Source organism: Aeromonas sp. R10-1 (genome assembly GCF_040908465.1).
Lineage (GTDB): Bacteria > Pseudomonadota > Gammaproteobacteria > Enterobacterales > Aeromonadaceae > Aeromonas > Aeromonas caviae.
This window is the reverse complement of sequence record NZ_JBFODT010000022.1, coordinates 85,312-111,123: the sequence shown is the minus strand read 5'-3', so window position 1 is coordinate 111,123 and position 25,812 is coordinate 85,312. Positions and strand designations below refer to the sequence as shown.

Genomic DNA, 25,812 nt, shown 5'->3' with positions numbered 1-25,812 from the left:
CGGCGGGTCCGGCTAGCTCAGACGGCAGTGCCAGTGATAACGCCCCGGCAACAGCCAGAACTCGGGCCGCACGCTCTGGCTCCAGGAGTCGTCGCCTCCTACCCCCATGTGGAAGCCATCGAGGCACAGGTGCGTGCCCCCCAGAGCCACCAGCTCGGTCTGGTGACGGGCTTCGGCCAGCTGCTGCTGACTGTAGCGGCTGACGCTGAAGTGGAAGCGCCCCTCCACCGCCAGATCCCCCAGTTGCAGTGCGCGGGTATCGCAGCGCAGTCCGTTGTCGGTGGGGAAGACATAAGGGGTGTGCAACGCCTCGATGGGCAATTGCCAGCGACCGAGATCGGCGGCGAGCCGTCGATCCGGGTAATTCTCGTGGGGGCCAAGCCCCAGCCAGCTCACCGGGGCACCTTCGGCCGGTTCATCAGCCAGCCAGAGCCGGGCACCGATGCGCGGCAGGGAGGGCATGTCGGCGGCCACCTCCACCTCGATGGCGAGGTGCATGGCGCCCTCCCCGTCCACCCTGTGATGCCAGCGGGTCAGGATCTTCGGTTCGTCACCCACGAAGTAGCCGTGGTGCGCCGTGATGAGACCCAGCTCCGGACTCGCCTCCAGGCCGAGACAGCAGTGCTGCAGATCATTGAGTCCGGCCTCCTGCCAGCGGGCAATCCAGGCGTTGGGATCGGCGTGATCCGCCTCGCTGGTGCCGATATCGTTGTCGAGCGGCGCCCGATAGAAGTGATCGGCGATGGCGTCGCACAGCCGCTCGCGGCCCTGTTTCTGCCAGCTGACGATGCGACCACTGGCCTTGTCGAGCTGCCACAGGGAATCTGCGGCGCCAAGCACCCAGTGATCGCGCTGCTCGGTCAGGCTGACCGCCGGGCAGACCGACGGCAGCGCCAGGGGCGCGGGCAACAGGCATTGCTGGCGAGCCACCTCGTGACCCGCTCCGGCCCAGGCCGTGGCGGTGGGCTGCACGATGGCGAGATCCAGCCAGGCAAGCGCCCCCGGCGCAAAGGCCGGCAATTGCTTCAGCAGGGTCAGCGTCATGCTCCCCCGGGGGGCCAGCTCGAGCGGGCATTCACCCTGGCTCACCACCACGCCGTCTTCACACAGACGCCACAGCAGGCGTTCGTTGTCCGTCTCGCGGAACAGGTATTCGCTGCGGATCTCAACCGTCAGCGGCTGGCGACCCTGCAGGGTCAGAACAAAGGGCTGCTGGGCACGCCGGGCTTCAAACAGGGAGGGATGGGGGGTGCGATCGGGGAACAGCAGGCCGTTGCAGCAAAACTGGCGATCGTTCGGAGTGTCGCCGAAATCGCCACCATAGGCCCAGAAATGGCGGCCATCGTCGGTCTGCTTGTCCAGCCCCTGATCGACCCAATCCCAGACAAACCCACCCTGCAGCCGCGGATGATCGCGAAATGCCTGCCAGTAATGGGCATAGCCCCCCAGGCTGTTGCCCATGGCGTGGGCGTATTCGCACAGGATCAGCGGCCGGGTCTCTTCCGGCAGGCCGATCCACTTGGCCAGTGCCCACTTGGGCACCGCCGGGAAGGGTTGATCCTGATGGGTACGGGCATACATGGGGCAGATGATGTCGGTGGCCGGGGTGTCGGCCCCGCCCCCTTCGTACTGCACCGGGCGGCTGGGGTCCGCCCCCTTCACCCAGCGATACATGGCGTCGTGGGCCGGGCCATAACCGGATTCGTTCCCCAGAGACCAGATGATGATGCTGGGGTGGTTGAAGTCCCGGGCCACCATGCGGGTAACCCGCTCCAGGAAGGCGTTGCTCCAGGCGGGATCCCGTGCCAGCCGCCCCATGGGGGTCATGCCGTGGGTCTCCAGGTTCGCCTCGTCCACCACATAGAGGCCGAGCCGGTCGCACAGGCGATAGAGCTCGGGGTGATTGGGATAGTGGGAGCAGCGCACCGCGTTGAAGTTGTGCCGCTTCATCAGCAGCAGATCCTGCTCCATGTCGGCCGGGGTCACCACGTGACCCGTGGCGGGATGGTGTTCATGGCGATTGGCGCCACGAATGAGCAGGGGTTGGCCGTTGACCCGCAGCAGGCCGCCACGGATCTCCACCGCCCGAAAGCCCACGTCATGGGCCTCGCTCTCGAGAACGCTTCCCTGCTCGTCCAGCAGAGTCAGGGTCAGGCGATAGAGGTGCGGGGTCTCGGCGCTCCACTTGTGTGGCGCCGTTACCGTCAGCCACAACTCGGCGCGATCGTCATACACCCCTTTCTCGTCGATGGCCTGGGTGCCGATCCGCTGGCGCAGGGTCGCGACCCGCTCGTCGCCATCATAGAGGTTGGCCTCCACCGACAGACCGGCTCCGTTGGCCGCCTGCAATTCAACCTTGAGGCGGGCATCCCGGTAGCAGGCGTCGAGCTCGGGCGTCACCCGGATATCCATCAGATGACGGGCCGGTTTGTGCAGCAGGCTGACGGAGCGGAAGATGCCGCTCATGCGCCACATGTCCTGATCTTCCAGATAGGAGCCGTCAGACCAGCGCAGCACCAGGACGGCGAGGCGGTTGGCCCCGGCCTGAAGGAAGGGGGTCAGATCGAATTCCGCCGGCAGCCGGCTGTCCTGGGAGTAACCGACCCAGCGGCCGTTGCAGAAAAGGTGAAACGCGCTGTCCACCCCGTCGAAGATGATCCGGGTCTGCCCCTCGGCCAGCCAGTTCGCAGCAACGGTGAACTCGCGGGAGTAGCAACCGGTGGGATTCTCGGCAGGCACCCGGGGCGGGTCGCAGGGAAAGGGGTATTTGATGTTGGTGTAGATGGGCACATCCGTGACGGGCCGCGCCCCCGGATAGGCCGCAGCCAGTTGCCAGTTGCCCGGCACCTTGATGGGGCAGGCATCCGGCAGATCCTCCACCAGCCACTGCTCCGGCACCCGCTCCGGGGCCTCGAACCAGGAGAACTGCCACTCGCCGTCCAGCAGCAGGCGGGAAGGTGACAACCCCCCCATCCTGGCTTCCCCTTCACTGCGCCAACTGGACAAGGGGGTATGGGCTGGCAACCGGTTCACGGCGGTGATCCCCTGGGTCTGCCAATCCTGACGGGCCACTATCTCCCTGAGCATGCTTCACTTCTCCCTGCATTCACGCTGAAAACCACTGCAGTGTAGGAGAGTTTTGCCCGGTGATCGGCGATCCCGCTCACACAGATGTAAACGATTACACTCATTTTGTTAAGTAAAGCGGAGTAAAAATCGGATAAATCCGGGTAAATAACCCCACGGGGGAAAAAGCGGACCTTCGGAAGGGCAAAAGATGCCCGGGAGTGTGAAACCGGGAGGCAATGGTCGAACCAGCGGAGCAAGCCATGGCAAAGACACTACATCGCGCCCCCCTCGCTCCATCAGGTGCTGGAGCGCCTCAACCCGGTTCCGGGAACGCAGCCCGGCCTCTCGCAGGAGTGTGCAGAGGCCACGAGAGCCCCTGCCCGGCGCAGAGAAAAGCCATGGCGAGCGTCTGGCAGGGTCTGGCTGGAAGTGAGGCTCGGCAGGCCGGGGGAGAGGCGCTCGTGACAGACGAGCGGGAAGAGCTGCCGAGTTCGCCAGGTGCAGCGCTTGCGCCGACGGGGGCGCAAGCGCTGCGATCAGGACCTGACGGGAGCGACCGAATGGCGGTTGATCAGGGTGGGGGTATAGATGCGGCTCTGCACCGATTCGCTCTCCCCTGCGGCGAGTTGCAGCGCCAGCTTGGCCGCCTGGGCCGCCATCAGCTCGATGGGATAGCGCATGGTGGAGAGCTTGGGTCTCAGGTATCTGGCGTAGATGATGTCATCGAAGCCCACCACCGACACCTCTTCCGGCACCTTGAGGCCGTTGTCCGCCAGCACAGAGATGGCCCCTGCCGCCATGGCGTCGTTGTAGGCCACCACCGCCGTGATGGGCAACCCCTTGGCCAGCAGGTTGAGCATGGCGCGCTCGCCCCCCTCTTCATTGGGCATGCCGCTCTCCACCAGCTCGGGATCGGCGAAGACCTCCGCCTCCGCCAGGGCATCCTGATAGCCCTGGTGGCGCAACAGCGCATCCTCGATGGCGTGATCCGAGCTCAGGAAGGCGATATGGCGGTGGCCGAGATCCAGCAGATGACGGGTGGCTGTCGCCGCACCCTGGCGGTTGTTGAGGGCGATGCAGCGCCCCCTCAGACTCGGAATGTCGCGGTTGATCAGCACCATGCCGGGGGCGCGCAGGGCGTAGTCGACCAGCTCCTCGTCGCCGAGCGCCTTGCTGTGCACCACCAGTGCCTCGCAGCGTTTGCCGATGAGCAGCTCGATGGCCTCCCGCTCCTGCTGGGCGCGGTGAAAACCATTACCCATCAACAGGTGCAAGCCCTGCTCCACCGCCACCGCAGCGACCCCTTTGACCAGGGCGCCGAAGAAAGGATCCGCCACGTCGCCCACCACCACTCCCATGGTGTCACAGGTCTGGCTGACCAGGGCCCGCGCGTTGGCGTTGGGGGTATAGCCCAGCTCGGCCATGGCCTTCAGCACCACCTCGCGGGAGGCGGCACTGGCCTTGGGTGAGTTGTTCATCACCCGTGAAACCGTTGCCACTGACACATTGGCCAAACGGGCGACATCCTTGATGGTGCTCATGCTGTTTTCACTTATTTCACGCTGCAACTGGCCGCATTATACCGTTCAATGTCACTGATAACAGGGGGAAAAATCAGAACTTGCCACATTGGTCGATGAAAACAAGTGTAATCGTTTACACATATTTGTTAAGCAGCTCACAGTTTGCCCGTCAGCCCCTCGGCTAGACTCCTGCTCAGGCTTTCCTGATGCGAGGAGTTGAGGGTGGAACAACGGATGAAAGTACTGGTCACCGGCGGTTGCGGCTACATCGGCAGCCACACCTGTCTGGCCTTGCAGGCCGCAGGCATGGAGCCCGTGGTGGTGGACAACCTCTGCAACAGCAAGGCGGGCGTCCTGACCCGTGTCGCCGCCATCAGCGGGCGCGAGCCCCGCTTCTACGAAGGGGACATCCGTGACCCGGCCCTGCTGGATCGCATCTTCAGCGAGCAGCACATCGACGCCGTGATCCACTTCGCCGCCCTCAAGGCGGTCGGCGAGTCGACCCGCATCCCGCTGGACTACTACGAGAACAACCTGAGCGGCACCCTGGTATTGCTGCAGGCGATGAAACGGGCCGGGGTACGCAATCTGGTGTTCAGCTCGTCGGCCACCGTCTACGGCGATCCCGCCAGCACCCCGATCCGGGAGGATTTCCCCCGCCGCGCCACCAACCCCTATGGCCGATCCAAGCTGATCATCGAGGAGATCCTCGAGGATCTGCAGCGGGCCGAGCCCCACTGGAGCATGACCCTGCTGCGCTATTTCAACCCCGTCGGCGCCCACGAGTCCGGCACCCTGGGGGAGGATCCCCAGGGCATCCCCAACAATCTGATGCCGTTTTTGACCCAGGTCGCCATCGGCCGGCGTGACTGCCTCTCGATCTTTGGTAACGATTACCCAACCATCGACGGCACCGGGGTGCGCGACTACATCCATGTGATGGATCTCGCCGAAGGGCACGTCAAGGCTCTGGAACACTGCGCCGGACGGGGCGGTGTCCACGCCTACAACCTGGGCACGGGCCAGGGCCAGAGCGTGTTGCAGATGGTCGCGGCGTTCGAGGCCGCCTGCGGTCGGCCCCTTCCCTACCGGATCGAGCCACGGCGCCCCGGCGACATCGCCGAGTGCTGGGCCGATCCCGCCAAGGCCGCTCGGGAACTGGACTGGCACGCCAGCCGGGATCTCGCCGCCATGTGCGCCGACAGCTGGCGCTGGCAGTCCGCCAACCCCAATGGTTACGAGGCGTAGGCCCTGGCCTGCGCCTTCGGATGTATTCAACTCACACACTGGAGTGATGATGTTCAACCCCGTTGATCACCCCCACCGCCGCTTCAACCCGCTCACCGGCCAGTACGTGCTGGTCTCCCCTCACAGGGCCAAGCGCCCCTGGCAAGGCCAGGTCGAGAAGGTGAGCCTGGCGCCGAGCCAGGCCCATGATCCCGACTGCTTCCTCTGTGCGGGCAACACCCGGGTGACCGGCGATATCAACCCCGACTATCAGGGCACCTTCGTCTTTACCAACGACTTCGCCGCCCTGATGCAGGACACCCCGGCCGCTGACGCGGCGCCGGATCCCCTGCTGAAGCTGGAAGCCGCCCGGGGCACCAGCCGGGTCATCTGCTTCTCGCCGGATCACGGCAAGACCCTGCCCGAGCTGCCCCTGCCCGCCATCGAAGGGGTGATCACCACCTGGATGGACCAGGTGGCCGAGCTCTCTGACCAGTGGGAATGGGTGCAAGTCTTTGAAAACAAGGGCGCCGTCATGGGCTGCTCCAACCCGCACCCTCACGGCCAGCTCTGGGGCAGCGACTTCCTGCCCAACGAGATTGCCCGGGAAGAGGCGCACCAGCGCGCCTGGCTGGCCGAACACGGCCGCCCCCTGCTGCTGGGCTATGTGGAGCGGGAGCTGGCGGATCGCTCCCGCATCGTGGTGGAGACCGCCCACTGGCTGGCGGTGGTGCCCTTCTGGGCGGCCTGGCCGTTCGAGACCCTGCTGCTGCCCAAGGCCCATGTTCCCTCCATGCTGGATCTCACCCGGGAACAGCAACAGGATCTGGCCATCGCGCTCAAGGAGCTCACCAGCCGCTACGACAACCTGTTCCAGTGCAGCTTCCCCTACTCCATGGGCTGGCACTTCGCCCCGCCCCGTTCCGACTGCCCCGAGGCGTGGCAACTGCACGCCCACTTCTATCCGCCCCTGCTGCGCTCCGCCACGGTGCGCAAATTCATGGTGGGCTTCGAGATGCTGGCCGAAACCCAGCGCGATCTCACCCCGGAACAGGCGGCCGAACGGCTGCGCGCCCTCAGTCCCATCCACTACAACGACCAGAACCAGGCCAACGAGGAGGCCCTATGACCCCGAGCCAGCGCGTCAGCGCCGTGTTTGCCGAGCAGTTTGAGCAACAACCCGACCTGCTGGTACGGGCTCCAGGCCGCGTCAACCTCATCGGCGAGCACACCGACTACAACGACGGCTTCGTGCTGCCCTGCGCCATCGACTACGAGACCTGCGTCGCCATCGGCCTGCGCGGCGACAACCTGGTCGAAGTGATCGCCGCCGACTACGACAACCAGCGCGACCGGTTCAGTCTCGATCAACCCATCGAGCACCACCCCAGCCAGCGCTGGAGCGACTACATCCGCGGCGTGGTGAAACACCTGCAGGCACGGGGCCACGCCCTGCGCGGCCTCAATCTGGTGGTCTCCGGCAACGTGCCCCAGGGGACGGGTCTCTCCTCCTCCGCTTCCCTGGAGGTGGCCATCGGCCAGGCCTTCAAGGAGGCCCAGGGGCTGGCCATCAGCCAGGCGGAAATCGCCCTCAACGGCCAGCAGGCGGAGAACCAGTTCGTCGGCTGCAACTGCGGCATCATGGATCAGATGATCTCCGCGAGCGGCAGGCAGGATCACGCCCTGCTGCTCGATTGCCGCTCCCTGGAGACCCGGCTCATCCCCATGCCCACCGATCTGGCGGTGCTCATCGTCAACTCCAACGTGCGCCGCGGCCTGGTGGACAGCGAATACAACACCCGTCGCCAGCAGTGCGAAACCGCCGCCCGTCACTACGGGGTCAAGGCCCTGCGCGACCTGGATCTGGCGACCCTGGAAGCGGGCAAGGCCGGTCTGGACGAGGCCTGCTATCGCCGTGCCCGCCACGTGGTCGGCGAGAACGCCCGCACTCTGGCGGCGGCCGATGCGCTGGCACAGGGCGATCTGGTGCGCCTCGGCGAGCTGATGGGCCAGTCCCACGCCGCCATGCGCGATGACTTCGAGATCACCGTGCCCCCCATCGACGGCCTGGTGGAGATCATCAAGGCCCGGATCGGCAGCGAAGGCGGTGTGCGCATGACCGGCGGCGGTTTTGGCGGCTGCGTGGTCGCTCTGCTGCGCCCCGAGAAGGTGGCCGAGGTGATCGCCGTGGTGGAGGCGGAATACCCGGCCCGTTTCGGCCTCAAGGCGGACTGCTACGTCTGCCGTGCCAGCGCAGGGGCCGGCAGACTGTAACGCACGCCTGACAACGGGTGACGCCCCCTGCCCGGCACTCGCGACGCCGGCAGGGGGCGACGGGATCACGACGGGGAACCGCAAACCATGATGAGATTCGAGCTGGAAAACGAGGAGGGACTGCGGCTGCGCGGTCTCACATACGGGGCCACCCTCACCTCCCTCACCCTGCCGGTGGCGGGAGAGCGGCGGGAGGTGCTGCTGGGCTGCGCCGACGAGGCCTACCTCACCCAGCAGGTATGGCTGGGGGCCGTGGCGGGGCGCTTTGCCAACCGCATCGGCGGCGCCCGCCTTGAGCGGGAAGGCCAGTGCTGGACGCTGGACGCCAACCAGGGGGCCAACTGCCTGCACGGCGGGCGCGACGGGTTCCATCGCCGCACCTGGCAGATCAAGGAGCAGGAGGCGGACAGGGTCAAGCTGGCGCTCCTCTCCCGGGCGGGGGATCAGGGCTTTCCCGGCAATCTGAGGGTGAGCCTGGAGTATCGGCTGGAGCAGTGCGATCTGGTGGTCGACTTCTGCGCCAGCACGGACGCCCCCAGCCCGGTCAGCCTCACCAGCCACGCCTACTTCAACCTGGATGGCGGTGGCGACATCCGCCACCACACCATCAGCCTAGACGCCGACCGCTACCTGCCCACGGATGACCAGAGCCTGCCGCTGGCCATCGCCCCGGTGGAAGGCCCCTTCGATCTGCGCGCCCCCCGCCCCATCGGCCAGGCGTGGCTGGACCACCCCCAGCAGCAGTTGGCCAAGGGGTACGATCACGCATTTCTGCTCAACAACAGCGATTTTGAGCCTGCTGATGAGCCGTTTGGTGGGTCCAACCAGCCATGGGCCGCCCGGGTGATCTCGGGGGATGGCAAGCTGGCCATGGCGGTCTACACCAACCAGCCCTCCCTGCAGTTCTACAGCGGCAACTGGCTGACCGGCACACCGGATCGTCAGGGCCGACCCTACCGGGATTACGACGGCTTCTGCCTGGAGGCCCAGCAGTTGCCCGACAGCCCGAACCGGCCCGCCCTCGGCGATCCCTGGTTGCTGCCGGGGCAGCGTTATCGCCACCAGACCCGTTATCGCTTTATTCCTGCCCCCTGACAGCCCTGCTCGGGCAGACGAAGGGGCCCGGGCGCGCCGCCACGTCATGGCGGCCCCGATGGCACCGCCGAATCAGCCGGGGTGAGGCCCGCCGCAGGGCCCGTCGCTCCTCATTGCACACCAGCCCAAGGAACCGCACCGTGATGGATGACAACTACCTCGCCGCCCCCGACCGCTACCAGCGCCAGCCCTACCGACCGGCGGGCCGCCACGGCCTGCGCCTGCCCGGCATCGGCCTCGGGCTTTGGCACAACTTCGGCGCCGGGAGCGATCCCGCCACCGCGAAGGCCATGGTGCACCAGGCGTTCGATCTGGGGATCACCCACTTCGATCTCGCCAACAACTACGGGCCGCCGCCGGGATCTGCCGAACTGACCTTCGGCACGCTGCTAAAGAGGAGCCTGGCTCCCTATCGGGACGAGCTCATCATCGCCAGCAAGGCGGGCTACGTGATGTGGGACGGCCCCTACGGCGATGGCGGCAGCGCCAAGTACCTCTTCGCCAGCCTGCACCAGAGCCTGCGCCGTCTGGGCCTCGACTACGTGGACATCTTCTATCACCACAGGCCGGATCCCCGCACCCCGCTCGAGGAGACCTGCCAGGCCCTGGCCCTGATGGTGCGCCAGGGCAAGGCGCTCTACATCGGCCTCTCCAACTACCCGGCCCCGCTCGCGGCCAAGGCTGCCACCCGGCTGGCGGAGCTCGGCACCCCCTGCCTGGTCAACCAGCTCAAATACTCCCTGTTCCAGCGCGATGTTGAGCCCGACACCCTGCCGGCCTGCCGGGAGCACGGCATGGGGGTGGTCGCCTTCTCGCCCCTGGCGGGGGGGCTGCTGAGCGATCGCTACCTGGCAGGCATTCCCGCGGATTCGCGTGCCGCCAGTGCCAGCCCCTTCCTCACGGCGGACCAGATCACCGAGGAGAAGCTCGCCACCGTCCGCGCCCTGCATGCACTGGCCCTGCAACGGGGTCAGTCCCTGTCGCAACTCGCACTGCAATGGGTGCTGCGCGACCCCGTGGTGAGCTGCGCCCTGATCGGCGCCAGCCATCCCCAACAGATAACGAGCGCCGTCGACGCCCTGGGGCAGCCCCCTCTGGACGATGATCTTCAACAGAAAATCCTGTCCATACTGGCCTGACAGCACAAAAAGGTCATAAAGACGAGGGCATCTGGCGTGACTAACCTGTCAGAACGTGACGGGGCAGTCATGGTTTCTGACAACATGCTTCAAGCCGCGCCCTGCATGGTCCGCCAGCGCCCTTTCCCGGCCGGAACAGGGCGCTGAAATCCCCAATATTCACTGGTTGCCCGCGCGATTTTCCGCCATCATTGGCCGCCCCGACCCGTTCGGGGTTGATTTTATCCAGACCCCATAACCAAGAGATCTGCACCATGACCGAATCCTACGCCCTGTTCGTCGCCTTTGTGCTGGGCATAGTGGAAGGCCTGACCGAGTTCCTCCCCGTCTCCTCCACCGGCCACATGATCATCGTCGGCCACCTCCTCGGGTTTGAAGGACCCAAGGCCGCCACCTTCGAGGTGGTGATCCAGCTCGGCTCCATCCTGGCAGTGGTCGTCATGTTCTGGCGCCGCCTGTTCGGACTCATCGGCATTCACTTCGGTCAGAAACCGACCCCGGGCCACGCGACCCTCTCCCTGGTGCACGTCATCCTCGGCATGCTGCCTGCCGTGGTCGTCGGGCTGGCTATCCACAGCTGGATCAAGGCCAATCTGTTCGGGCCGGAAACCGTGATGTATGCCCTGGTGGCCGGTGGCATCCTGCTCATCATCGCCGAAAAGTTCCGCCCCGCCGTGACCGCGGAGACCCTGGACGACATCAGCTACAAGCAGGCCTTCGGCATCGGCCTGTTCCAGTGCCTGGCACTCTGGCCCGGTTTCTCCCGCTCCGGCGCCACCATCAGCGGCGGCATGCTGATGGGCATCAGCCGCCACGCGGCAGCGGAATTCTCCTTCATCATGGCGGTGCCCATGATGATCGCGGCCAGCGGCCTGGATCTCTACAAGAGCCGCGATTTCCTCTCCATGGCGGACTTCCCCATGTTTGCGGTGGGCTTCGTCACCGCCTTCGTGGTGGCCATGGTCGCCATCAAGACCTTCCTGGCGCTGATCCGTCGTCTCGACTTCATCCCGTTCGCCATCTACCGCTTCCTGCTGGCCTTCGTCGTCTACCTGGTCTTCGTGGCCTGATGGGCTTCGCCGCCAAGCAACACAAAAGGGACCCGAGGGTCCCTTTTTTCATGCCGTGATACCGCCTCAGTCGCGCAGCAGCCCGCGATCACCGGGCAGCCGTGGGCCCAACTCAATAGAGGTGCTGACTGATGCCGTTGAGCAGCCGTGACAACCCCTTGGTGAACTGCACGGGGGCATCCTGCACCGTGTAGCAGAGGCAGCCGTCCGGGGTGTGGGGGCTGTGGGCGTGGCTGGCGTCACGCCAGATGAAATCCCCCGCCTGATAGCGGGTGTCGCCATCCTCGATGGTGCCCGCCAGCAGCAGGGTCAGCTCATATCCCTTGTGGGTGTGCTCCGGGATCCGGCCCCCCGCCTCGATGTGGAGCAGGTTGGCCCGCGCCCCCATCTCGTCCAGGGGCAGGCTGACCTGACGGATGGCCCCGAGATGACGCCACCTGGGGGCATGATGCCGTGCCAATGCCCGCGGCAGCCGGTAACTGTGACCCGCCACCCTGAGCTCTGGCCTCGGGCTCTCGGGAAGGGCGAGCGCCGCCTCCGTCGCCACCGGCTGTTGCAGTATGCCCGCCAGCATGGCATCGAATCCGGCGGGCAGCGCCTCGTCCGGCGCGTCAGGGGCGAGATGCTGGCACGCCAGCGCCTCTTCAAATTGCTTCACCCGGGCGGCGCACTCGGGGCAGAACTCGCAATGGGCGGAGACACCGACGGCCAGCGGCAGGGGCAGCTCGTCGGCAGCGAAGGCGCGCAGCATGGGTTCAGTCGGATGGGTCTTAATCATGGCCTTGCTCCACTTGTTCCTTCAGTTTCTGTAGTGCCAGCCGCAGCCGGGACTTGATGGTGCCAAGGGGCACGCCGAGCCGGTCGGCCAGCTCCTGCTGGGAGAGCTCCTGCAGGTAGATGCCGCGCACCACCTGCTGCTGCGGCTCCGGCAGCGTGGCGACATAGTGGGCCATCTGGCGGGTCAGCACCGCGTCTTCACCGCCGCTCAGGTGCTCCTCTTCGGCCCGGAACTCCAGCAACGGCCAGATCTCCTCGGCGCAGAGCTCCTCCTTGCTGGCGCGGCGGCGGCGCAGCATGTCAAAGCTCTGGTTGCGCATCACTGTGTAGATCCAGGTGGTGGCGGCGCCCTTGTCGGGGTGATAGAGCCGTGCCTTCTGCCAGACCAGCAGCATGGTCTCCTGCACCAGTTCCATGGCGTTGGCTTCGCTGCCGAGGTGGCGCAGCCCGTAGCTGCGGATGCGCGGCGCGAAGTGGTGGAACAGGGTGGCGAAAGCAGCCTTGTCGGCACGCTCGGCCACCCGGACCAGCAAAGATGTGAGGTCGCCGTCTGGGTTGTCCATGGGGGGCGATGTCCTGCGTGGAGCCGATTGTGGTTGGCCAGTATATGCCATTGCGCCATCCCTCGCGTGTGGTGTTCACCCCCAATACGGTGAGCGAGGAAAAAGGATCACCGGGAAGGGGAATTCAATGGCTCGCGACCAGCAGACCGCTCAGCAGGGAGAGGGTGGGCTGGTTGTCCTTGGCCGCCACCAGCCACTGTTTTTGCTCCACCGGGATGGGCAGCACCTCCAGCCAGCGCTGGGCGACCCAGCTCGCATCCTCCCAATCCGGCTCCGGATAGAGGGCCGCATACTCCGGATAGTCGTTGAACACGTCCTGCAACGCCTTGGCCAGGGAGTGCTGATCCGCCTGGAGCCTGGCGCTCTGCCAGGGGGGCAGGGGATCCACCTCGCCGACCCGCAGACCGTCCTCTTCCTGCCAGAGATCCGTGATACGCACCCGCTCCACCCCGAGCACCGTGATGCCGAGCAAACCATCGGGCAGCAGATCGAAATCGATGATGCGCACCCGGGTGGCGATGGGGTACATGTTGCGCAGCGCGTCGGGCTGGCGGGGGTCCAGCATGCAGAGCGCGAACTCCCGCTCCCGGGACTCGGCGATCATGCGCTGGTATCTGGGCTCGAAGATGCGCAGCGGCATGATGCCGCCCGGCAGCAGGTGAGCGGAGAGTGGAAACAGTACCAGTGTCATGGGAATCATCCTCCAACGGCGTCCTCAAAGGATACGACCGCCACGGGAAGCGGGATCATTCAGATCGAATCGGTATAAATAACCCTGTCATAATCAGGGGAAATAGCCTGGACAAGCCGTTTCGTTATGCAGTAGAAATGGATAACCACCACTTACCCAAATCAATATCCTGCAATGTGGTGGAAAACGCAGTGAAATATCCGCCACGCCCACGGGTGCGGGCCGTTCCTATAGTTTTCTCGGCCCGATGCGGGTAAAATTCACGCCCTTATCCAGTCAGTCACTTTTCGACGCGCAACCTCGGTGGTCAGTTATGAAAGAGCATATTCATCATCTACTTGAACAAACGGTAGCCAATCTCAAGTCCGCAGGCGTCCTGCCCGCCGACCTGGAAGCCCGGGTGCAAGTAGACCGATGCAAGGAGAAGGCTCACGGCGACCTGGCCACCAACCTGGCCATGCTGCTGGCCAAACCGGCCCGCAAGAATCCCCGCGAGCTGGCCGCTGCCATCATCGAGCACCTGCCTGCCTCCGATCTGATCGCCAAGGTCGAGATCGCCGGCCCCGGCTTCATCAACTTCTTCTTCGACCCGAGCTGGCTGGCCGGTCAGGTGGAAGCCATGGTGACCTCCGACAACGCCAACGTGAAGCTGCCGGCGCCGCAGACCGTGGTGGTGGACTACTCCGCCCCCAACGTGGCCAAGGAGATGGCGGTGCACCACATCCGCTCCACCGTGCTCGGTGACGTGGCCGCCCGCGCCCTCGAATTCCTGGGCCACAAGGTGGTGCGTGCCAACCACATCGGCGACTGGGGCACCCAGTTCGGCATGCTGATCGCCTATCTGGAGAAGATGGCCAACGAGCACGCCTCCGACATGGAGCTCAAGGACCTGGAAGCCTTCTACACCCAGGCCAAGCGTCATTATGACGAAGACGAAGCCTTCGCCGAGCGCGCCCGCAACTACGTGGTGAAACTGCAAGGTGGCGATGAGTACTGCCGCACCATGTGGAAGAAGCTGGTCGACATGACCATGGAGCAGAACCAGCGCAACTACGACCGTCTGAACATCTCCCTGTCCAACAAGGACATCATGGGCGAGTCCATGTACAACGACATGCTGCCGCAGATCGTTGCCGACCTGAAAGCCAAGGGGCTGGCAGTCGAGAGCGAAGGGGCCACCGTGGTATTCCTGGACGAGTTCAAGAACAAGGATGGCGAGCCCATGGGCGTCATCATCCAGAAGAGCGACGGCGGTTTCCTCTACACCACCACCGACATCGCCTGCGCCAAATACCGTTACGAGAACCTGGGCGCCGACCGGGTCATGTACTTCATCGACTCCCGTCAGCACCAGCACCTGATGCAGGCCTGGACCATCACCCGCAAGGCAGGCTATGTGCCGGAGTCCGTTCCCCTCGAGCACCACGCCTTCGGCATGATGCTGGGCAAGGACGGTCGTCCCTACAAGACCCGCTCCGGCGGCACCGTCAAGCTGGTTGACCTGCTGAACGAAGCCGAAGAGCGCGCCAGCGCCCTGCTGGAGAGCCGCAACAGCGACCTCTCTGCCGAAGAGAAGGCCCAGGTGGTGCACGCCATCGCCATGGGCGCGGTCAAGTATGCGGATCTCTCCAAGAACCGCACCACCGACTACATCTTCGACTGGGATCTGATGCTGTCGTTTGAAGGCAACACCGCCCCCTACCTGCAATACGCCTACACCCGCATCCAGTCCATCTTCCGCAAGGCCGGCGTCGATGCCGACACCCTGAGCGGCAAGGTGGTCCTGAGCGAAGACGCCGAAGAGACCCTGGCCCAGAAGCTGATCCAGTTCTCCGACGCGGTCAACGGCGTGGCGGACAAGGGGATGCCGCACCTGCTCTGTACCTATCTGTACGAGCTCTCCGGCAACTTCATGACCTTCTACGAAGCCTGCCCGATCAACAAGGACGGCGTGGACGAGGCGACCCGCCAGAGCCGTCTGCTGCTGTGCGCCGCCACCGCCAAGGTGCTCAAGCTGGGCCTCGGCGTACTGGGTATCTACACCCTGGAGCGCATGTAATAGATGGCGACCCGGGATTACGTCGGCAACAGCCCGAGACGACGGGCGGGTGGCCGTAACATCAAGAAAGCGGCCCCTCGCCGCTTTCCTGTTATCCCGGCACTGCTGGCCGGGGCCCTGGTCGTCGGTTTCGGCGCCTTCCTCTACCTCATCAACGGCAAGGGCGCCGATGCCCCCACCATCGAAGAGCAGGTGAAGGCCAACAAACCCAAGGCCCAGGGCAATACCCTGCCCCAGGAGAAGTGGAGCTACATCGAGCGGCTGGAGAACAAGCAGGTGGACATCATAGAGCCGCCGCCCCAGCCGGGCGTGCTGCCGCCCCCGCCCGCCGAGACCATGACCCTGCAACCGGAGGCACTGCCCAAGCCGGTCGCGACTGACATCCCCCAGCCGGGAACCCCCATCGGTCAGGTGAAGCCCTATCAGCCGCAACCGGTGCAGCCGACCAAGCCGGCCACCGGCGCCCCGGTCGCCAGTGCCCGGGAGCAGGTGATCGACCAGAAGGCCGAGCGTGAGCGGATGGAGCGGGAGATCCGCGCCGAACTGGAGCGGGAGCGTGCCGAGGCCGCCAGGGCCAAGGCGGCGACCCAGACTGCCCAGACCGCAGCCGCCGACGGCGGTCGCTACATGATGCAGTGTGCCGCCCTGCGCTCCCAGGATTCCGCGGAATCCCTCAAGGCGCGCATCGCCTTCACCGCCGGGCTCTCCTCCAGTCTGCAGGTGGTGAACGGGGCCGGTGGCGCCGTCTACAAGGTGATGGTGGGCCCCTTCAACGGCAAGGCGGCGGCCGATGCGGCCAACCGCAAGCTGCAGGGCTCGGGCATCAGCGGCTGCATCCCCAAGAAGGGGTGATCGCCGCGTCCATGCACAGGGCCGGGTGGCAACACCCGGCCCTGTTTCTTTTGGCGCCATCCCGCGCCCACCCGATCCCTCCCCCGCGATCCGTGCTCGACACAGGCTTGAAAAGCCGTTTTGCCATCCCCATCTTTTCCTCCATGCACAGTCAGGCCGTCATTCGGCTCAAGCGAGGTAAGTAAAGTGACTACCATAGTTTCAGTTCGCCGCAACGGTCAGGTCGTCATCGGTGGCGATGGCCAGGTTTCTCTTGGCAACACCGTCATGAAGGGCAACGCCCGCAAGGTTCATCGCCTCTACAACGGCAAGGTACTGGCTGGTTTCGCCGGCGGCACCGCCGACGCCTTCACCCTGCTCGAGCGCTTCGAAGCCAAACTGCAGGCCCATCAGGGCAACCTGGAGCGCGCCGCCGTGGCGCTGGCCAAGGACTGGCGCACCGATCGCGCCCTGCGCCGCCTCGAAGCCCTGCTGGCCGTCGCCGACGAGCACAAATCCTTCATCATCACCGGCAACGGTGACGTGGTGCAGCCGGAGCACGATCTCATCGCCATCGGCAGCGGCGGCAACTTTGCCCAGTCCGCCGCCATCGCCCTGCTGGAGAACACCGAGCTGGATGCCAGGACCATCGTCGAGAAGTCCCTCAAGATTGCGGGCGACATCTGCGTCTTCACCAACGGCAACCACACCATCGAAGTACTGGACTACGCAGCCAAATAAGGCCGCCTTGCCAGACACACCATTTTCCAAGGGGTGGGCCCTGCCCGCCCCGGATACAGGAACGCCATCATGTCCGAGATGACCCCGAGAGAAATCGTCCACGAGCTGGACAGACACATCATTGGTCAGGCCGACGCCAAGCGCGCGGTCGCCGTCGCCCTGCGCAACCGCTGGCGCCGGATGCAGCTCTCCGAGGAGATGCGCCACGAGGTGACCCCGAAGAACATCCTGATGATCGGCCCGACCGGCGTCGGCAAGACCGAGATCGCCCGTCGCCTGGCCAAGCTGGCCAACGCCCCCTTCATCAAGGTGGAAGCGACCAAGTTCACCGAAGTGGGCTATGTGGGCAAGGAAGTGGACAGCATCATCCGCGATCTGACCGATGTCGCCATCAAGCTGGTGCGCGAGACCGAGATGGAGAAGATGAAATACCGCGCCGAGGAAGCCGCAGAAGAGCGCATCCTCGACGCCCTGCTGCCCAACCCGCGCAACAGCTGGGGCGAGGAAGAGAAAGCCGACAACTCCAACACCCGCCAGATCTTCCGCAAGAAACTGCGGGAAGGTCAGCTGGATGACAAGGAGATCGAGCTGGATCTGGCCGCCTCCCCCATGGGTGTCGAAATCATGACCCCGCCGGGCATGGAAGAGATGGCCAACCAGCTGCAGGGGCTGTTCCAGAACCTGGGCCAGAACCAGAAGAAGAAGCGCAAGATCAAGGTCAAAGAGGCCATGAAGGCGCTGATCGAAGAGGAAGCGGCCCGCCTGGTCAACCCGGAAGAGCTGAAGCAGAAGGCCATCGCCTCCGTCGAAAACAATGGCATCGTCTTCCTCGACGAGATCGACAAGATCTGCAAGCGCGGCGAGAGCTCGGGCCCGGACGTTTCCCGTGAAGGGGTGCAGCGCGACCTGCTGCCGCTGGTCGAGGGCTGCACCGTCAACACCAAGCACGGCATGGTCAAGACCGATCACATCCTGTTTGTCGCCTCCGGCGCCTTCCAGATCGCCAAGCCGTCCGACCTCATCCCCGAGCTGCAGGGCCGTCTGCCGATCCGGGTCGAGCTGACCGCCCTGACCACCGAAGACTTCGAGCGCATCCTGACCGAGCCGAACGCCTCCCTGACCGATCAGTACAAGGCGCTGATGGCCACCGAAGGGGTCAACATCGAGTTCACCCAGGATGGCATCCGCCGTCTGGCCGAAGCGGCCTGGCAGGTCAACGAGCGCACCGAGAACATCGGCGCCCGCCGTCTGCACACCGTGATGGAGCGCCTGATGGAAGACATCTCCTACGACGCTTCCGAGAAGTCCGGCGAGACCTTCGTCATCAACACCGACTACGTCAACGCCCACCTCGGCAAGCTGATTGAAGACGAGGATCTGAGCCGCTTCATTTTGTAACAGGTTGATCGATAACGAGGATCCGAGCGGTTAACTATCCTGCTCAATCCCATAGCAAGACGCCTCCCCTGTGGAGGCGTCTTCGTTCTCAGCATTCTCCCGACTCGCAGCCGTCCCGGGCCGCGTCATCCTGCACGGCACGCTCCCCCCTTCCCGCCAGCCAGAGCGCACTCATCAGCAGCAAGGCCGTCAGGGCGAAAGTGGCCCGGGTGGCAAACGCCAGCTCGTCCGCCGTCGCGAGGGCGAGATCGGGCCGCCCCGCCAGGGCGGCGAACAGCCCCCCCAGCCCCGCCGCCCCCGTCAGCTGGCCCAGGTTGCGCGACAGGGTCAGCAGCCCGGCCACGGCGCCACGGCTCGCCCCCTCCGCCTCCCCCACCACGGCGCTGTTGTTGGCGGTCTGGAACAGGGCATAACCGGCGGTGAGCAGCAGGATGGGCAGCAGGTAGCCGAGGGGCCCGAGCGCCCTGTCCAGCAGGGCCAGCAAGACGGCGGCCACCACCATGAACCCCAGGCCGAGGCGCACCACAGGAGTCGCCCCCACCCTGTCAACCAGCCAGCCGGCGGGCATGCCGGACAGCGCCGCCAGCAGCGGGCCCATGGAGATCATCAGCCCTACCGTCCCCATGTCGAGGGCAAAGGCGCCGTGCAGGTAGAAAGGACCGATCAGCAGAGTCGCCACCATGACGCTGGCCACCAGCGCACTGGCGATGATCCCGCCTCTTCGCCTGGGCGCCCCCAGCAACACCAGGGGCAGCAGGGGGCGACGGGCGCCCGAGTCGGCACGCACGAAGAGCGCCATGGCGACGAGCGCACCTATCCCCGGCCAGACCCCGAGTGGGCTGCCCCGGGTCAGTGCCAGCCCGTAGCAGAGCAGCGCCGTCACCAGCAGCAACAGACTGGTGAGCGGGAGGCCTCCCTCGGCAGAGCCCGCCTCATCCCGGGGCAGATCCCGCCAGGCACACCCCAGCGCCAGCAACGTCAGGGGGAGCAGCAGCAGGAAGGGAGCCTGCCAGCCAAATCCGCCGATCAACAGGCCGCCAAAGGAGGGGCCGAGCGCCGTGCCGCAGGCCGACAGGGTGCCGAGCAATCCCATGCTCCAGCCCCGTCGGGCTGGCGGCACCAGCTCTCCTGCCATGGCCAGCGAGAGCACCAGCATGCAGGCCGCACCCGCCCCTTGCAGGGTGCGAGCGGCAATGAGCCAGTCAATGGAAGGGGCCAGGGCGCACAGCAGGGAAGCCAGCGCAAAGACCCCGGTCCCCCAGAGCAGCAGGCGACGCCGCCCCAGACGATCGCCGAGCCGGCCCGCCACCACCGTCAGACTGGTGATCCCAAGCAGGTAGGCCACCAGCACCCATTGCAGGCTGGCGAAGGGCACGCCGAAATCCTGCCCCAGGGCAGGCAGCACCAGGTTGGCCATGCTGCCCGCCAGCATGGGCAGCAGGGTGGCGAGCCCGAGCCCCGCGAGACCAAGACGGCGCGTCACGGGAGGGGAAACAAGAAGTGGTGTGGACATGGCAGTCTCTCCGGCAAGTGATGATGCACTCAGGCTAGCGGGGGGGATGACAAGGCGGAAGACGCACGGATTGCAGCTTATATTTGCATCAGACGCCATATGAAGAGACGGCAACTCGCGTATCATGACGGGGTCGGCCCGTCAGGCGCCGCCTGCGAGGAGACGACCATGACCCCGGATTTCAACCTGCTGATCACCCTGGATGCCCTGCTGGAAGAGGGCAGTGTGGCGGGCGCCGCCAGACGGCTAGGCCTGAGTGCTTCCGCCATGAGCCGGGCCCTGGCAAGGCTGCGGGAGACCACAGGGGATCCGCTGCTGGTGCGGGCGGGACGCGGCCTGATCCCCACCCCCCGGGCGCAGATCCTGCGGGATGAGGTTGCCCGCCTGGTTCAGGAGACCCGGGCCGTGCTGCGCCCCCAGCAGGAAGTAGACCCGGCGAGCCTGGAGCGCACCTTCCGCCTGCGATCCAGCGACGGCTTCGTGGAGGCGGTAGGCCCCGCCCTGCTGGCGCGCCTCGCCGTCGAGGCCCCAGGGGTGCGGCTGCACTTTCTGGCCAAACCCGACAAGGAGAGCGGCCCCCTTCGCCGTGGCGAGCTGGACTTCGAGACCGGAGTGATCGGCACCACCACGGCCCCCGAGCTGCGCACCCAGGCCCTGTTCCAGGACCACTTCGTCGCCGTGGTGCACCCGGACCACCCCCTCTGCGACGGCACCCTGACCGTGGCGCGCTATGCCGCCGCGCGCCACGTGCTGGTCTCCCGCCGGGGCCAGCCTCACAGCCCCATCGACGAGATCCTCGCAGGCCAGGGGAGGCGGCGCACCATCACCACCCTGGTTCCCGGGTTTGCGACGGCGCTGGCCCTGGTCAGGGAGAGCAATCTGGTAGCGACGGTGCCGCACCTGCACTGCGCCAGCCTGCTCGGCGATCTGGTCACCCTGCCCCTGCCCTTCGCTCTGCCAGGGATCCGGGTCGCCCTGCTCTGGCACCCCAGTCAGGATGCCGATCCGGGCCACCGCTGGCTGCGCGCCCTGATACGGGACACCTGTGCCCGGCCCCCCTATCACACCGGGGCCACCGACACCCCCTGATCCGGGTCAGGCAGCTCCCGGCTCCATCACAGGCCCCTTGTGGCCCGAGCGCCCGCACCCGGGACCAGAAGCGCCTTTCACCACCCCGTCACACCGACATGCCCGTGGCTTGAGCACAATCGGTGGATCCTTCCCCCTGCCGGACGGGGATCACGGCCCCTCAGAGCGGGGCGGATCACATTGCGGGCAAAAAGATCCTGCCGCCCGCTTCCGCATTTTTTATACGGCTGTATAATTACGTACAAAATGCATACACCAGGAGCACCAGCCAGATGCACCCCACCCGTCAGAAACTGCTCGATACCGGCCTCGCCATCGCCACCGACAAGGGGCTGCGCGGCCTGACGGTGCGCGAGCTGGCGGCGGCGGCAGAGGTGAACCTCGGCTCCTTCGTCTACCACTTCGGCAACCGCGACGCCTTTATCGACGAGCTGGTCGAGCTCTGGTACGCCCCCCTCTATGACGAGCTCAAGGCGGTGGCAGCCAAAGGCTCCTACCCCTCTGCCATCGCCATGTTCGAGGCGACCATGGAGGCGCTGATCGGGCTGGTGGCGCGCCAGCGCGGCTTTATCAACCACCTGTTTGGCGATGCGCTGGCAGGTGAAGGAGCGGCCCAGCGCTTTCTGCTCAGCCTGCCGCGCCGTCATCCCCTGCTGCTGATCGAGCAGGTACGGATGGCGCAGGCGGAAGGGTCACTGGTCGCCGGTCACCCGCTCCAGCTGATGATCTTCATCATGGGGTCGGTCGGCCTGCCGCTGGTGATCGCCGGCAGCGGTCGCCAGCTCGGCTGGCTGCCCGAACAGGCCGCCCCCTTTCTCAGCCAGATAGACAACCCCGAGGCCGCCAGACAGCGGCTGGTATGGGCCCTGCGCGGCCTGCGCCCCACCGACATCAAGGAAGGAGAAGCGGTATGAAGCAACGCATTGCAATCGTGGCCCTGCTGCTGACCGTTATCGGCGGCTACCTCTGGTGGCAGGGGCGCCCGGCTGACGGCTCCATCCTCTACGGCAATGTCGATATTCGCGACGTCAATCTGGCCTTTCGGGTCGGCGGCCGCGTCGATCAGGTGCTGGTCGATGAGGGGGATAGGGTAAAAGCCGGTCAACTGTTGGCACGCCTGGATCCGGTTCCCCTCACCCACAGCCGCGACAGCGCCCGCGCCAATCTGGCGGCGCTCACTGCCGCCAACACCTTGATCCACAAAGGCTATCGCAGCGAAGAGACCGACCGCGCCCGGGCCGCACTGGCCGCCGCCGAAGCCGCTGCACTGGAAGCCGACCAGCAGTGGCGCCGCCAGAGCGCATTGGCCGCCACCGGCGCCATCTCCCGCGGTCAGCTCGATACCGCCCGCTCCCAGCGAGACCAAACCCGGGCGCAGGTACGCTCGGCACGCGAACAGCTCGCCCAGCTCGAAACCGGCTACCGCCCGGAGGAAATCGCCCAGTCCGATGCCCAGCTGGAAGGGGCCAAAGCGGCGCTCGCCAGTGCCGAGCTGGCGCTGGCCGATGCCAATCTGACCGCCCCCAGCGATGGCATCATCATCAGCCGCGCCGTCGAGAATGGCAGCATGGTGCAGAGCGGAGCGACCGCCTTCAACCTCTCCCTGACCGCGCCGGTCTGGGTGCGCGCCTATGTGGAGGAGCCCTGGCTCGGCCACTTCCCGAGCGGCGCCAGGGTGATCCTCACCACCGACTCGCGGCCGGATCAGCCGTATCACGGGGTGGTGGGCTTTGTCTCGCCCACCGCCGAGTTCACCCCGAAATCGGTGGAGACGCCGGATCTTCGCACCCACCTCGTCTACCGGCTGCGCATCGTGGTGCAGGATCCCGACCCGGCCCTGCGCCAGGGGATGCCGGTCACCGTCAGGCTGGCCCCATGAGCTGCGCCATCTCCCTCGAGGGGCTCACCAAACGCTTTGGCGAGCGGGTCGCCCTCAACACCATCTCGGCCACCATTCCGGCTGGCGGCATCACCGGGCTGGTCGGCCCCGACGGCGCGGGCAAGAGCACTTTGCTGCGCCTGCTGGCCGGTCTGCTGATCCCCGAAGCGGGCACCATCCGGGTGCTGGGGCTGGATCCAGTGAGCGAGGGGGATCTGCTGCGTCAGCGCCTCGGCTACATGCCCCAGCAGTTCGGCCTCTACGAGGATCTCAGCGTGCTGGAGAACCTCACCCTCTACGCTGACTTGCGCGGCGTACTGGAGCCGGAACGCACGCCCACCTTCGCGCGGCTGCTCGCCTTCACCGATCTTGCCCGCTTCACCGCAAGGCCGGCGGGCAAGCTCTCTGGCGGGATGAAGCAGAAACTCGGGCTGGCCTGCGCCCTGCTCGGCACCCCGGATGTGCTGCTGCTGGACGAACCGGGGGTCGGGGTCGATCCCATCTCCCGCCGCGCCCTCTGGCAGATGGTGCGCGAACTGGCCAAGGGAGGGATGACGGTGCTCTGGAGTACCGCCTATCTCGACGAGGCGGAGCTGTGCGACCACGTGCTGCTGATGGCGGATGGCGAGGTGCGCACCAGCGGCACGCCGGCCGATCTGATGGGAGCCATGGCCAGCCGCTGCTGGCTGCTGGAGGCGGGGCAACTGGATGGCCGCGAGCGGCGTGCCCTGCTGCGCCGGGCACTGGCTCACCCGGCGGTGATGGATGGCGCGGTGGCGGGGGAGCGGGTTCGCCTGCTGCTGCACCCGGGCATGACGCCCCCACCGCTGGCGGAGCTGCATCTCGCCAACGGCGCCTTTCAACCGGCGCAGCCCCGGCTGGAGGATGCCTTTATCGACCTGCTCGGCGGCGGCCCCGGCGGAGAGTCGAGTCTGGCGACCGGGATGCGGGAAGCCGAACTGCCGCAGGGAGTCTCCCCCGAAGCGGTGATCGAGGCGCGCCACCTCACCAAGCGCTTCGGCGATTTTGCCGCCACCGATGATGTCAGCTTTGCGGTGCGCCGCGGCGAGATCTTCGGCCTGCTCGGCCCCAACGGGGCGGGCAAGTCCACCACCTTCAAGATGGAGTGCGGCCTGCTGCGCCCGAGCGAGGGACAGGCGCTGGTGACCGGCATCGATCTGGCTCACAGCCCCTCGGCGGCGCGCCAGCGTCTCGGCTACATGGCGCAGAAGTTCTCCCTCTACAAGCAGCTCACCGTGGCGCAGAACCTCTCCTTTTTCGCCGGTATCTACGGCCTGTTCGGCCGCCACCAGCAGACGCGAATCGACGCCATGGTAACTGCCTTTACCCTCGCCCCCTGGCTCGATCAGAAGGCGGAATCCCTGCCGCTCGGCCTGCGCCAGCGCTTATCGCTGGCCTGCGCCCTGCTGCACGAGCCGCCGCTGCTGTTTCTCGACGAGCCCACCTCCGGGGTCGATCCGGTGACCCGGCGCGAGTTCTGGTCGCACATCAACGCGCTGGCCGACCACGGCGTCACCGTGCTGGTCACCACCCACTTTATGGATGAGGCGGAGTATTGCGACCGCATTGCCCTCATCTATCGCGGCAAGCTGCTGGCGCTCGGCACCCCGGACGATCTCAAGGGGCTGGCCGCCAAAGAGGCGGCGACCTCTTTGCCAACCGGCTCCTTGCCGACCTGTTCTTTGCCAACAATGGAAGAGGCCTTTATCACCCTGGTCGAGCGGGCCAGCGAGGAGGACGCATGAGCATCAACCGTCGACGACTGCTGGCCCTCTGCCGCAAGGAGTCGCTGCAAATCGTCCGTGACCCGAGCAGCATCCTCATCGCCTTCATCATGCCGGTGGTGCTGCTGGTGGTGATGGGTTACGCCATCAATCTGGATGTGGACCATCTGCGCCTCGGCATCTGGCGCACCGACAGCGGCGCCCCGGCGGTGCGGCTGGAGCAGGCCCTGCGCGGCTCAACCGCGCTGGAGATCCACAGCGGGCCGAGCAAGGAGTCCCTGCTCGCCACTCTGGCCCGTGGCGAGATCCGCGGCCTGCTGGTGATCGATGACGGCTTCTCCCGCGCGCTGGCCGGTCAGGGTAATGGCACGCCGCAGGCGCTGCTGCTGACCGACGGCTCCGAGCCCAACACCGCCAACTTCGTCACCAACTATGTGCAGGGGATCTGGCAGGGGTGGCTCGCGGGCGAAGGGGTCGCCATGCCGGTGTCGATAGAGAGCCGCGCCTGGTTCAACCCGGCGCTGGTGAGCCGCAACTTTCTGGTGCCGGGCTCCATTGCGGTGGTAATGACCATCATAGGGGCCCTGCTCACCTCGCTGGTGGTGGCGCGGGAGTGGGAGCGCGGCACCATGGAGGCGCTGCTTGCCACCCCGGTCACCAAGGGGGAGCTGCTGCTCTCCAAGCTGCTGCCCTACTATGGCCTTGGCATCATCGCCATGCTGCTCTGCCTGCTCTTCTCGGTGGCGGTGATGGGCGTACCGTGGCGCGGCTCCCTGCTGCTGCTCTTTCTGGTCACCAGCGTCTTTCTCGGCAGCGCCCTCGGGCTCGGGTTGTTTCTCTCCACCGTGATGCGCAGCCAGTTCAATGCCGCACAGGCAGCGCTGATCGCCGCGTTTCTGCCCGCGGTGATGCTGTCGGGCTTCGTGTTCGAGATCGCCAGCATGCCGCCGCTGCTGCGGGCCATCACCCACCTCATTCCGGCCCGCTATTTCGCGAGCTCCTTGCAGACCCTCTATCAGGCGGGCAGCGTCTTCTCGATCCTGCTGGTCAACGGTTTCTGTCTGCTGCTGCTGGCCGGTTTCTGGCTGGCCCTGACCGCCCGCAAGACGCGGCGCACTCTGGAGTAACC

Annotated in this window: 21 protein-coding genes; 15 read left to right on the top strand and 6 right to left on the bottom strand. The window is 66.0% G+C overall.

Features of this window, described 5'->3' with window-relative positions; genetic code table 11:
- Positions 1-12 precede the first annotated feature (12 nt).
- A complete protein-coding gene (locus AB5Y93_RS10185) occupies positions 13-3,087 on the bottom strand; it encodes a beta-galactosidase (protein ID WP_368229277.1) in 3,075 nt (1,024 codons plus the stop codon).
- A gap of 518 nt (positions 3,088-3,605) precedes the next feature.
- Positions 3,606-4,610 (bottom strand): substrate-binding domain-containing protein, encoded by a 1,005-nt coding sequence (locus tag AB5Y93_RS10180; RefSeq protein ID WP_010676018.1) that lies wholly within the window; start codon positions 4,608-4,610, stop codon positions 3,606-3,608.
- Between the two features lie 216 nt (positions 4,611-4,826).
- Between AB5Y93_RS10180 and galE the strand changes: the two genes are divergently transcribed.
- The 6 genes from galE (at position 4,827) to bacA (ending at position 11,397) form a co-directional block, all read left to right on the top strand.
- The gene (gene galE, locus AB5Y93_RS10175) at positions 4,827-5,840 is read left to right on the top strand and encodes a UDP-glucose 4-epimerase GalE (protein ID WP_368229276.1); all 1,014 of its coding nucleotides are present in this window, start codon (positions 4,827-4,829) and stop codon (positions 5,838-5,840) included.
- A gap of 49 nt (positions 5,841-5,889) precedes the next feature.
- Entirely contained in the window at positions 5,890-6,948 is a 1,059-nt protein-coding gene (locus AB5Y93_RS10170; RefSeq protein ID WP_368229275.1) for a UDP-glucose--hexose-1-phosphate uridylyltransferase, read from the top strand.
- Positions 6,945-8,093 carry a galactokinase gene (gene galK / locus AB5Y93_RS10165; protein WP_069652378.1) on the top strand — a complete coding sequence of 383 codons (1,149 nt, stop codon included), beginning with the start codon at positions 6,945-6,947 and terminating at the stop codon, positions 8,091-8,093. Before AB5Y93_RS10170 ends, galK begins: the two co-directional genes overlap by 4 nt.
- Before the next feature lie 27 nt (positions 8,094-8,120).
- A complete protein-coding gene (locus AB5Y93_RS10160; protein WP_261999875.1) occupies positions 8,121-9,188 on the top strand; it encodes a galactose-1-epimerase in 1,068 nt (355 codons plus the stop codon).
- A 143-nt stretch (positions 9,189-9,331) separates the two neighbouring features.
- Positions 9,332-10,327 carry an aldo/keto reductase gene (locus tag AB5Y93_RS10155; protein ID WP_113069165.1) on the top strand — a complete coding sequence of 332 codons (996 nt, stop codon included), beginning with the start codon at positions 9,332-9,334 and terminating at the stop codon, positions 10,325-10,327.
- A gap of 254 nt (positions 10,328-10,581) precedes the next feature.
- Positions 10,582-11,397, top strand: coding sequence for an undecaprenyl-diphosphate phosphatase (gene bacA, locus AB5Y93_RS10150; RefSeq protein WP_010676024.1), 816 nt, complete (start codon positions 10,582-10,584; stop codon positions 11,395-11,397).
- A gap of 112 nt (positions 11,398-11,509) precedes the next feature.
- Here bacA and AB5Y93_RS10145 read toward each other — a convergent pair whose 3' ends face one another.
- The 3 genes from AB5Y93_RS10145 to AB5Y93_RS10135 form a co-directional block, all read right to left on the bottom strand.
- Positions 11,510-12,175, bottom strand: a complete 666-nt coding sequence (locus AB5Y93_RS10145; protein WP_139736509.1) for a ChrR family anti-sigma-E factor — start codon at positions 12,173-12,175, stop codon at positions 11,510-11,512.
- Positions 12,168-12,737 carry a sigma-70 family RNA polymerase sigma factor gene (locus AB5Y93_RS10140; protein ID WP_010676026.1) on the bottom strand — a complete coding sequence of 190 codons (570 nt, stop codon included), beginning with the start codon at positions 12,735-12,737 and terminating at the stop codon, positions 12,168-12,170. Before AB5Y93_RS10140 ends, AB5Y93_RS10145 begins: the two co-directional genes overlap by 8 nt.
- A gap of 124 nt (positions 12,738-12,861) precedes the next feature.
- Positions 12,862-13,428 carry an LON peptidase substrate-binding domain-containing protein gene (locus AB5Y93_RS10135; protein WP_368229274.1) on the bottom strand — a complete coding sequence of 189 codons (567 nt, stop codon included), beginning with the start codon at positions 13,426-13,428 and terminating at the stop codon, positions 12,862-12,864.
- 313 nt (positions 13,429-13,741) lie between these two features.
- Between AB5Y93_RS10135 and argS the strand changes: the two genes are divergently transcribed.
- From argS to hslU, 4 genes are all read left to right on the top strand, one after another.
- Positions 13,742-15,487 (top strand): arginine--tRNA ligase, encoded by a 1,746-nt coding sequence (gene argS / locus AB5Y93_RS10130; protein ID WP_368229273.1) that lies wholly within the window; start codon positions 13,742-13,744, stop codon positions 15,485-15,487.
- A gap of 3 nt (positions 15,488-15,490) precedes the next feature.
- Positions 15,491-16,339, top strand: coding sequence for an SPOR domain-containing protein (locus AB5Y93_RS10125; protein WP_201970021.1), 849 nt, complete (start codon positions 15,491-15,493; stop codon positions 16,337-16,339).
- 186 nt (positions 16,340-16,525) lie between these two features.
- On the top strand, positions 16,526-17,059 hold the full coding sequence (gene hslV / locus AB5Y93_RS10120) for an ATP-dependent protease subunit HslV (RefSeq protein ID WP_005342555.1): 534 nt from the start codon (positions 16,526-16,528) through the stop codon (positions 17,057-17,059).
- A gap of 69 nt (positions 17,060-17,128) precedes the next feature.
- Entirely contained in the window at positions 17,129-18,457 is a 1,329-nt protein-coding gene (hslU, locus tag AB5Y93_RS10115) for an HslU--HslV peptidase ATPase subunit (protein ID WP_010676031.1), read from the top strand.
- An 88-nt stretch (positions 18,458-18,545) separates the two neighbouring features.
- Here the strand turns inward: hslU and AB5Y93_RS10110 are convergent, their stop codons facing one another.
- Positions 18,546-19,970 carry an MFS transporter gene (locus AB5Y93_RS10110; RefSeq protein WP_368229272.1) on the bottom strand — a complete coding sequence of 475 codons (1,425 nt, stop codon included), beginning with the start codon at positions 19,968-19,970 and terminating at the stop codon, positions 18,546-18,548.
- A gap of 168 nt (positions 19,971-20,138) precedes the next feature.
- Here AB5Y93_RS10110 and AB5Y93_RS10105 point away from each other — a divergent pair, with 168 nt between their 5' ends.
- From AB5Y93_RS10105 to AB5Y93_RS10085, 5 genes are all read left to right on the top strand, one after another.
- Positions 20,139-21,059, top strand: a complete 921-nt coding sequence (locus AB5Y93_RS10105; RefSeq protein ID WP_042016461.1) for a LysR family transcriptional regulator — start codon at positions 20,139-20,141, stop codon at positions 21,057-21,059.
- Positions 21,060-21,331: 272 nt separating this feature from the next.
- Complete coding sequence (locus AB5Y93_RS10100; protein ID WP_368229271.1) at positions 21,332-21,973, top strand: TetR/AcrR family transcriptional regulator; 642 nt, start codon at positions 21,332-21,334, stop codon at positions 21,971-21,973.
- Complete coding sequence (gene hlyD / locus AB5Y93_RS10095; protein WP_368229270.1) at positions 21,970-22,938, top strand: secretion protein HlyD; 969 nt, start codon at positions 21,970-21,972, stop codon at positions 22,936-22,938. The genes AB5Y93_RS10100 and hlyD overlap by 4 nt, the downstream gene beginning before the upstream one ends.
- Positions 22,935-24,704: an ATP-binding cassette domain-containing protein gene (locus AB5Y93_RS10090; protein ID WP_368229269.1), complete on the top strand. Its 1,770-nt coding sequence runs from the start codon at positions 22,935-22,937 to the stop codon at positions 24,702-24,704. Before hlyD ends, AB5Y93_RS10090 begins: the two co-directional genes overlap by 4 nt.
- Positions 24,701-25,810 carry an ABC transporter permease gene (locus tag AB5Y93_RS10085; protein ID WP_113977679.1) on the top strand — a complete coding sequence of 370 codons (1,110 nt, stop codon included), beginning with the start codon at positions 24,701-24,703 and terminating at the stop codon, positions 25,808-25,810. The genes AB5Y93_RS10090 and AB5Y93_RS10085 overlap by 4 nt, the downstream gene beginning before the upstream one ends.
- Positions 25,811-25,812 lie beyond the last annotated feature (2 nt).

Bases quoted from the DNA above. Each gene is read 5' to 3' on its own strand.
- AB5Y93_RS10155 (WP_113069165.1), top strand. From the start codon at position 9,332: ATGGATGACAACTACCTCGCCGCCCCCGACCGCTACCAGCGCCAGCCC.
- hslU (WP_010676031.1), top strand. From the start codon at position 17,129: ATGTCCGAGATGACCCCGAGAGAAATCGTCCACGAGCTGGACAGACAC.
- AB5Y93_RS10135 (WP_368229274.1), bottom strand. From the start codon at position 13,428: ATGACACTGGTACTGTTTCCACTCTCCGCTCACCTGCTGCCGGGCGGC.
- AB5Y93_RS10140 (WP_010676026.1), bottom strand. From the start codon at position 12,737: ATGGACAACCCAGACGGCGACCTCACATCTTTGCTGGTCCGGGTGGCC.
- AB5Y93_RS10105 (WP_042016461.1), top strand. From the start codon at position 20,139: ATGACCCCGGATTTCAACCTGCTGATCACCCTGGATGCCCTGCTGGAA.
- AB5Y93_RS10180 (WP_010676018.1), bottom strand. From the start codon at position 4,610: ATGAGCACCATCAAGGATGTCGCCCGTTTGGCCAATGTGTCAGTGGCA.
- AB5Y93_RS10185 (WP_368229277.1), bottom strand. From the start codon at position 3,087: ATGCTCAGGGAGATAGTGGCCCGTCAGGATTGGCAGACCCAGGGGATC.
- AB5Y93_RS10110 (WP_368229272.1), bottom strand. From the start codon at position 19,970: ATGTCCACACCACTTCTTGTTTCCCCTCCCGTGACGCGCCGTCTTGGT.
- AB5Y93_RS10170 (WP_368229275.1), top strand. From the start codon at position 5,890: ATGTTCAACCCCGTTGATCACCCCCACCGCCGCTTCAACCCGCTCACC.
- AB5Y93_RS10090 (WP_368229269.1), top strand. From the start codon at position 22,935: ATGAGCTGCGCCATCTCCCTCGAGGGGCTCACCAAACGCTTTGGCGAG.
- AB5Y93_RS10125 (WP_201970021.1), top strand. From the start codon at position 15,491: ATGGCGACCCGGGATTACGTCGGCAACAGCCCGAGACGACGGGCGGGT.
- galE (WP_368229276.1), top strand. From the start codon at position 4,827: ATGAAAGTACTGGTCACCGGCGGTTGCGGCTACATCGGCAGCCACACC.
- AB5Y93_RS10100 (WP_368229271.1), top strand. From the start codon at position 21,332: ATGCACCCCACCCGTCAGAAACTGCTCGATACCGGCCTCGCCATCGCC.
- argS (WP_368229273.1), top strand. From the start codon at position 13,742: ATGAAAGAGCATATTCATCATCTACTTGAACAAACGGTAGCCAATCTC.
- AB5Y93_RS10085 (WP_113977679.1), top strand. From the start codon at position 24,701: ATGAGCATCAACCGTCGACGACTGCTGGCCCTCTGCCGCAAGGAGTCG.
- hlyD (WP_368229270.1), top strand. From the start codon at position 21,970: ATGAAGCAACGCATTGCAATCGTGGCCCTGCTGCTGACCGTTATCGGC.
- galK (WP_069652378.1), top strand. From the start codon at position 6,945: ATGACCCCGAGCCAGCGCGTCAGCGCCGTGTTTGCCGAGCAGTTTGAG.
- bacA (WP_010676024.1), top strand. From the start codon at position 10,582: ATGACCGAATCCTACGCCCTGTTCGTCGCCTTTGTGCTGGGCATAGTG.
- AB5Y93_RS10145 (WP_139736509.1), bottom strand. From the start codon at position 12,175: ATGATTAAGACCCATCCGACTGAACCCATGCTGCGCGCCTTCGCTGCC.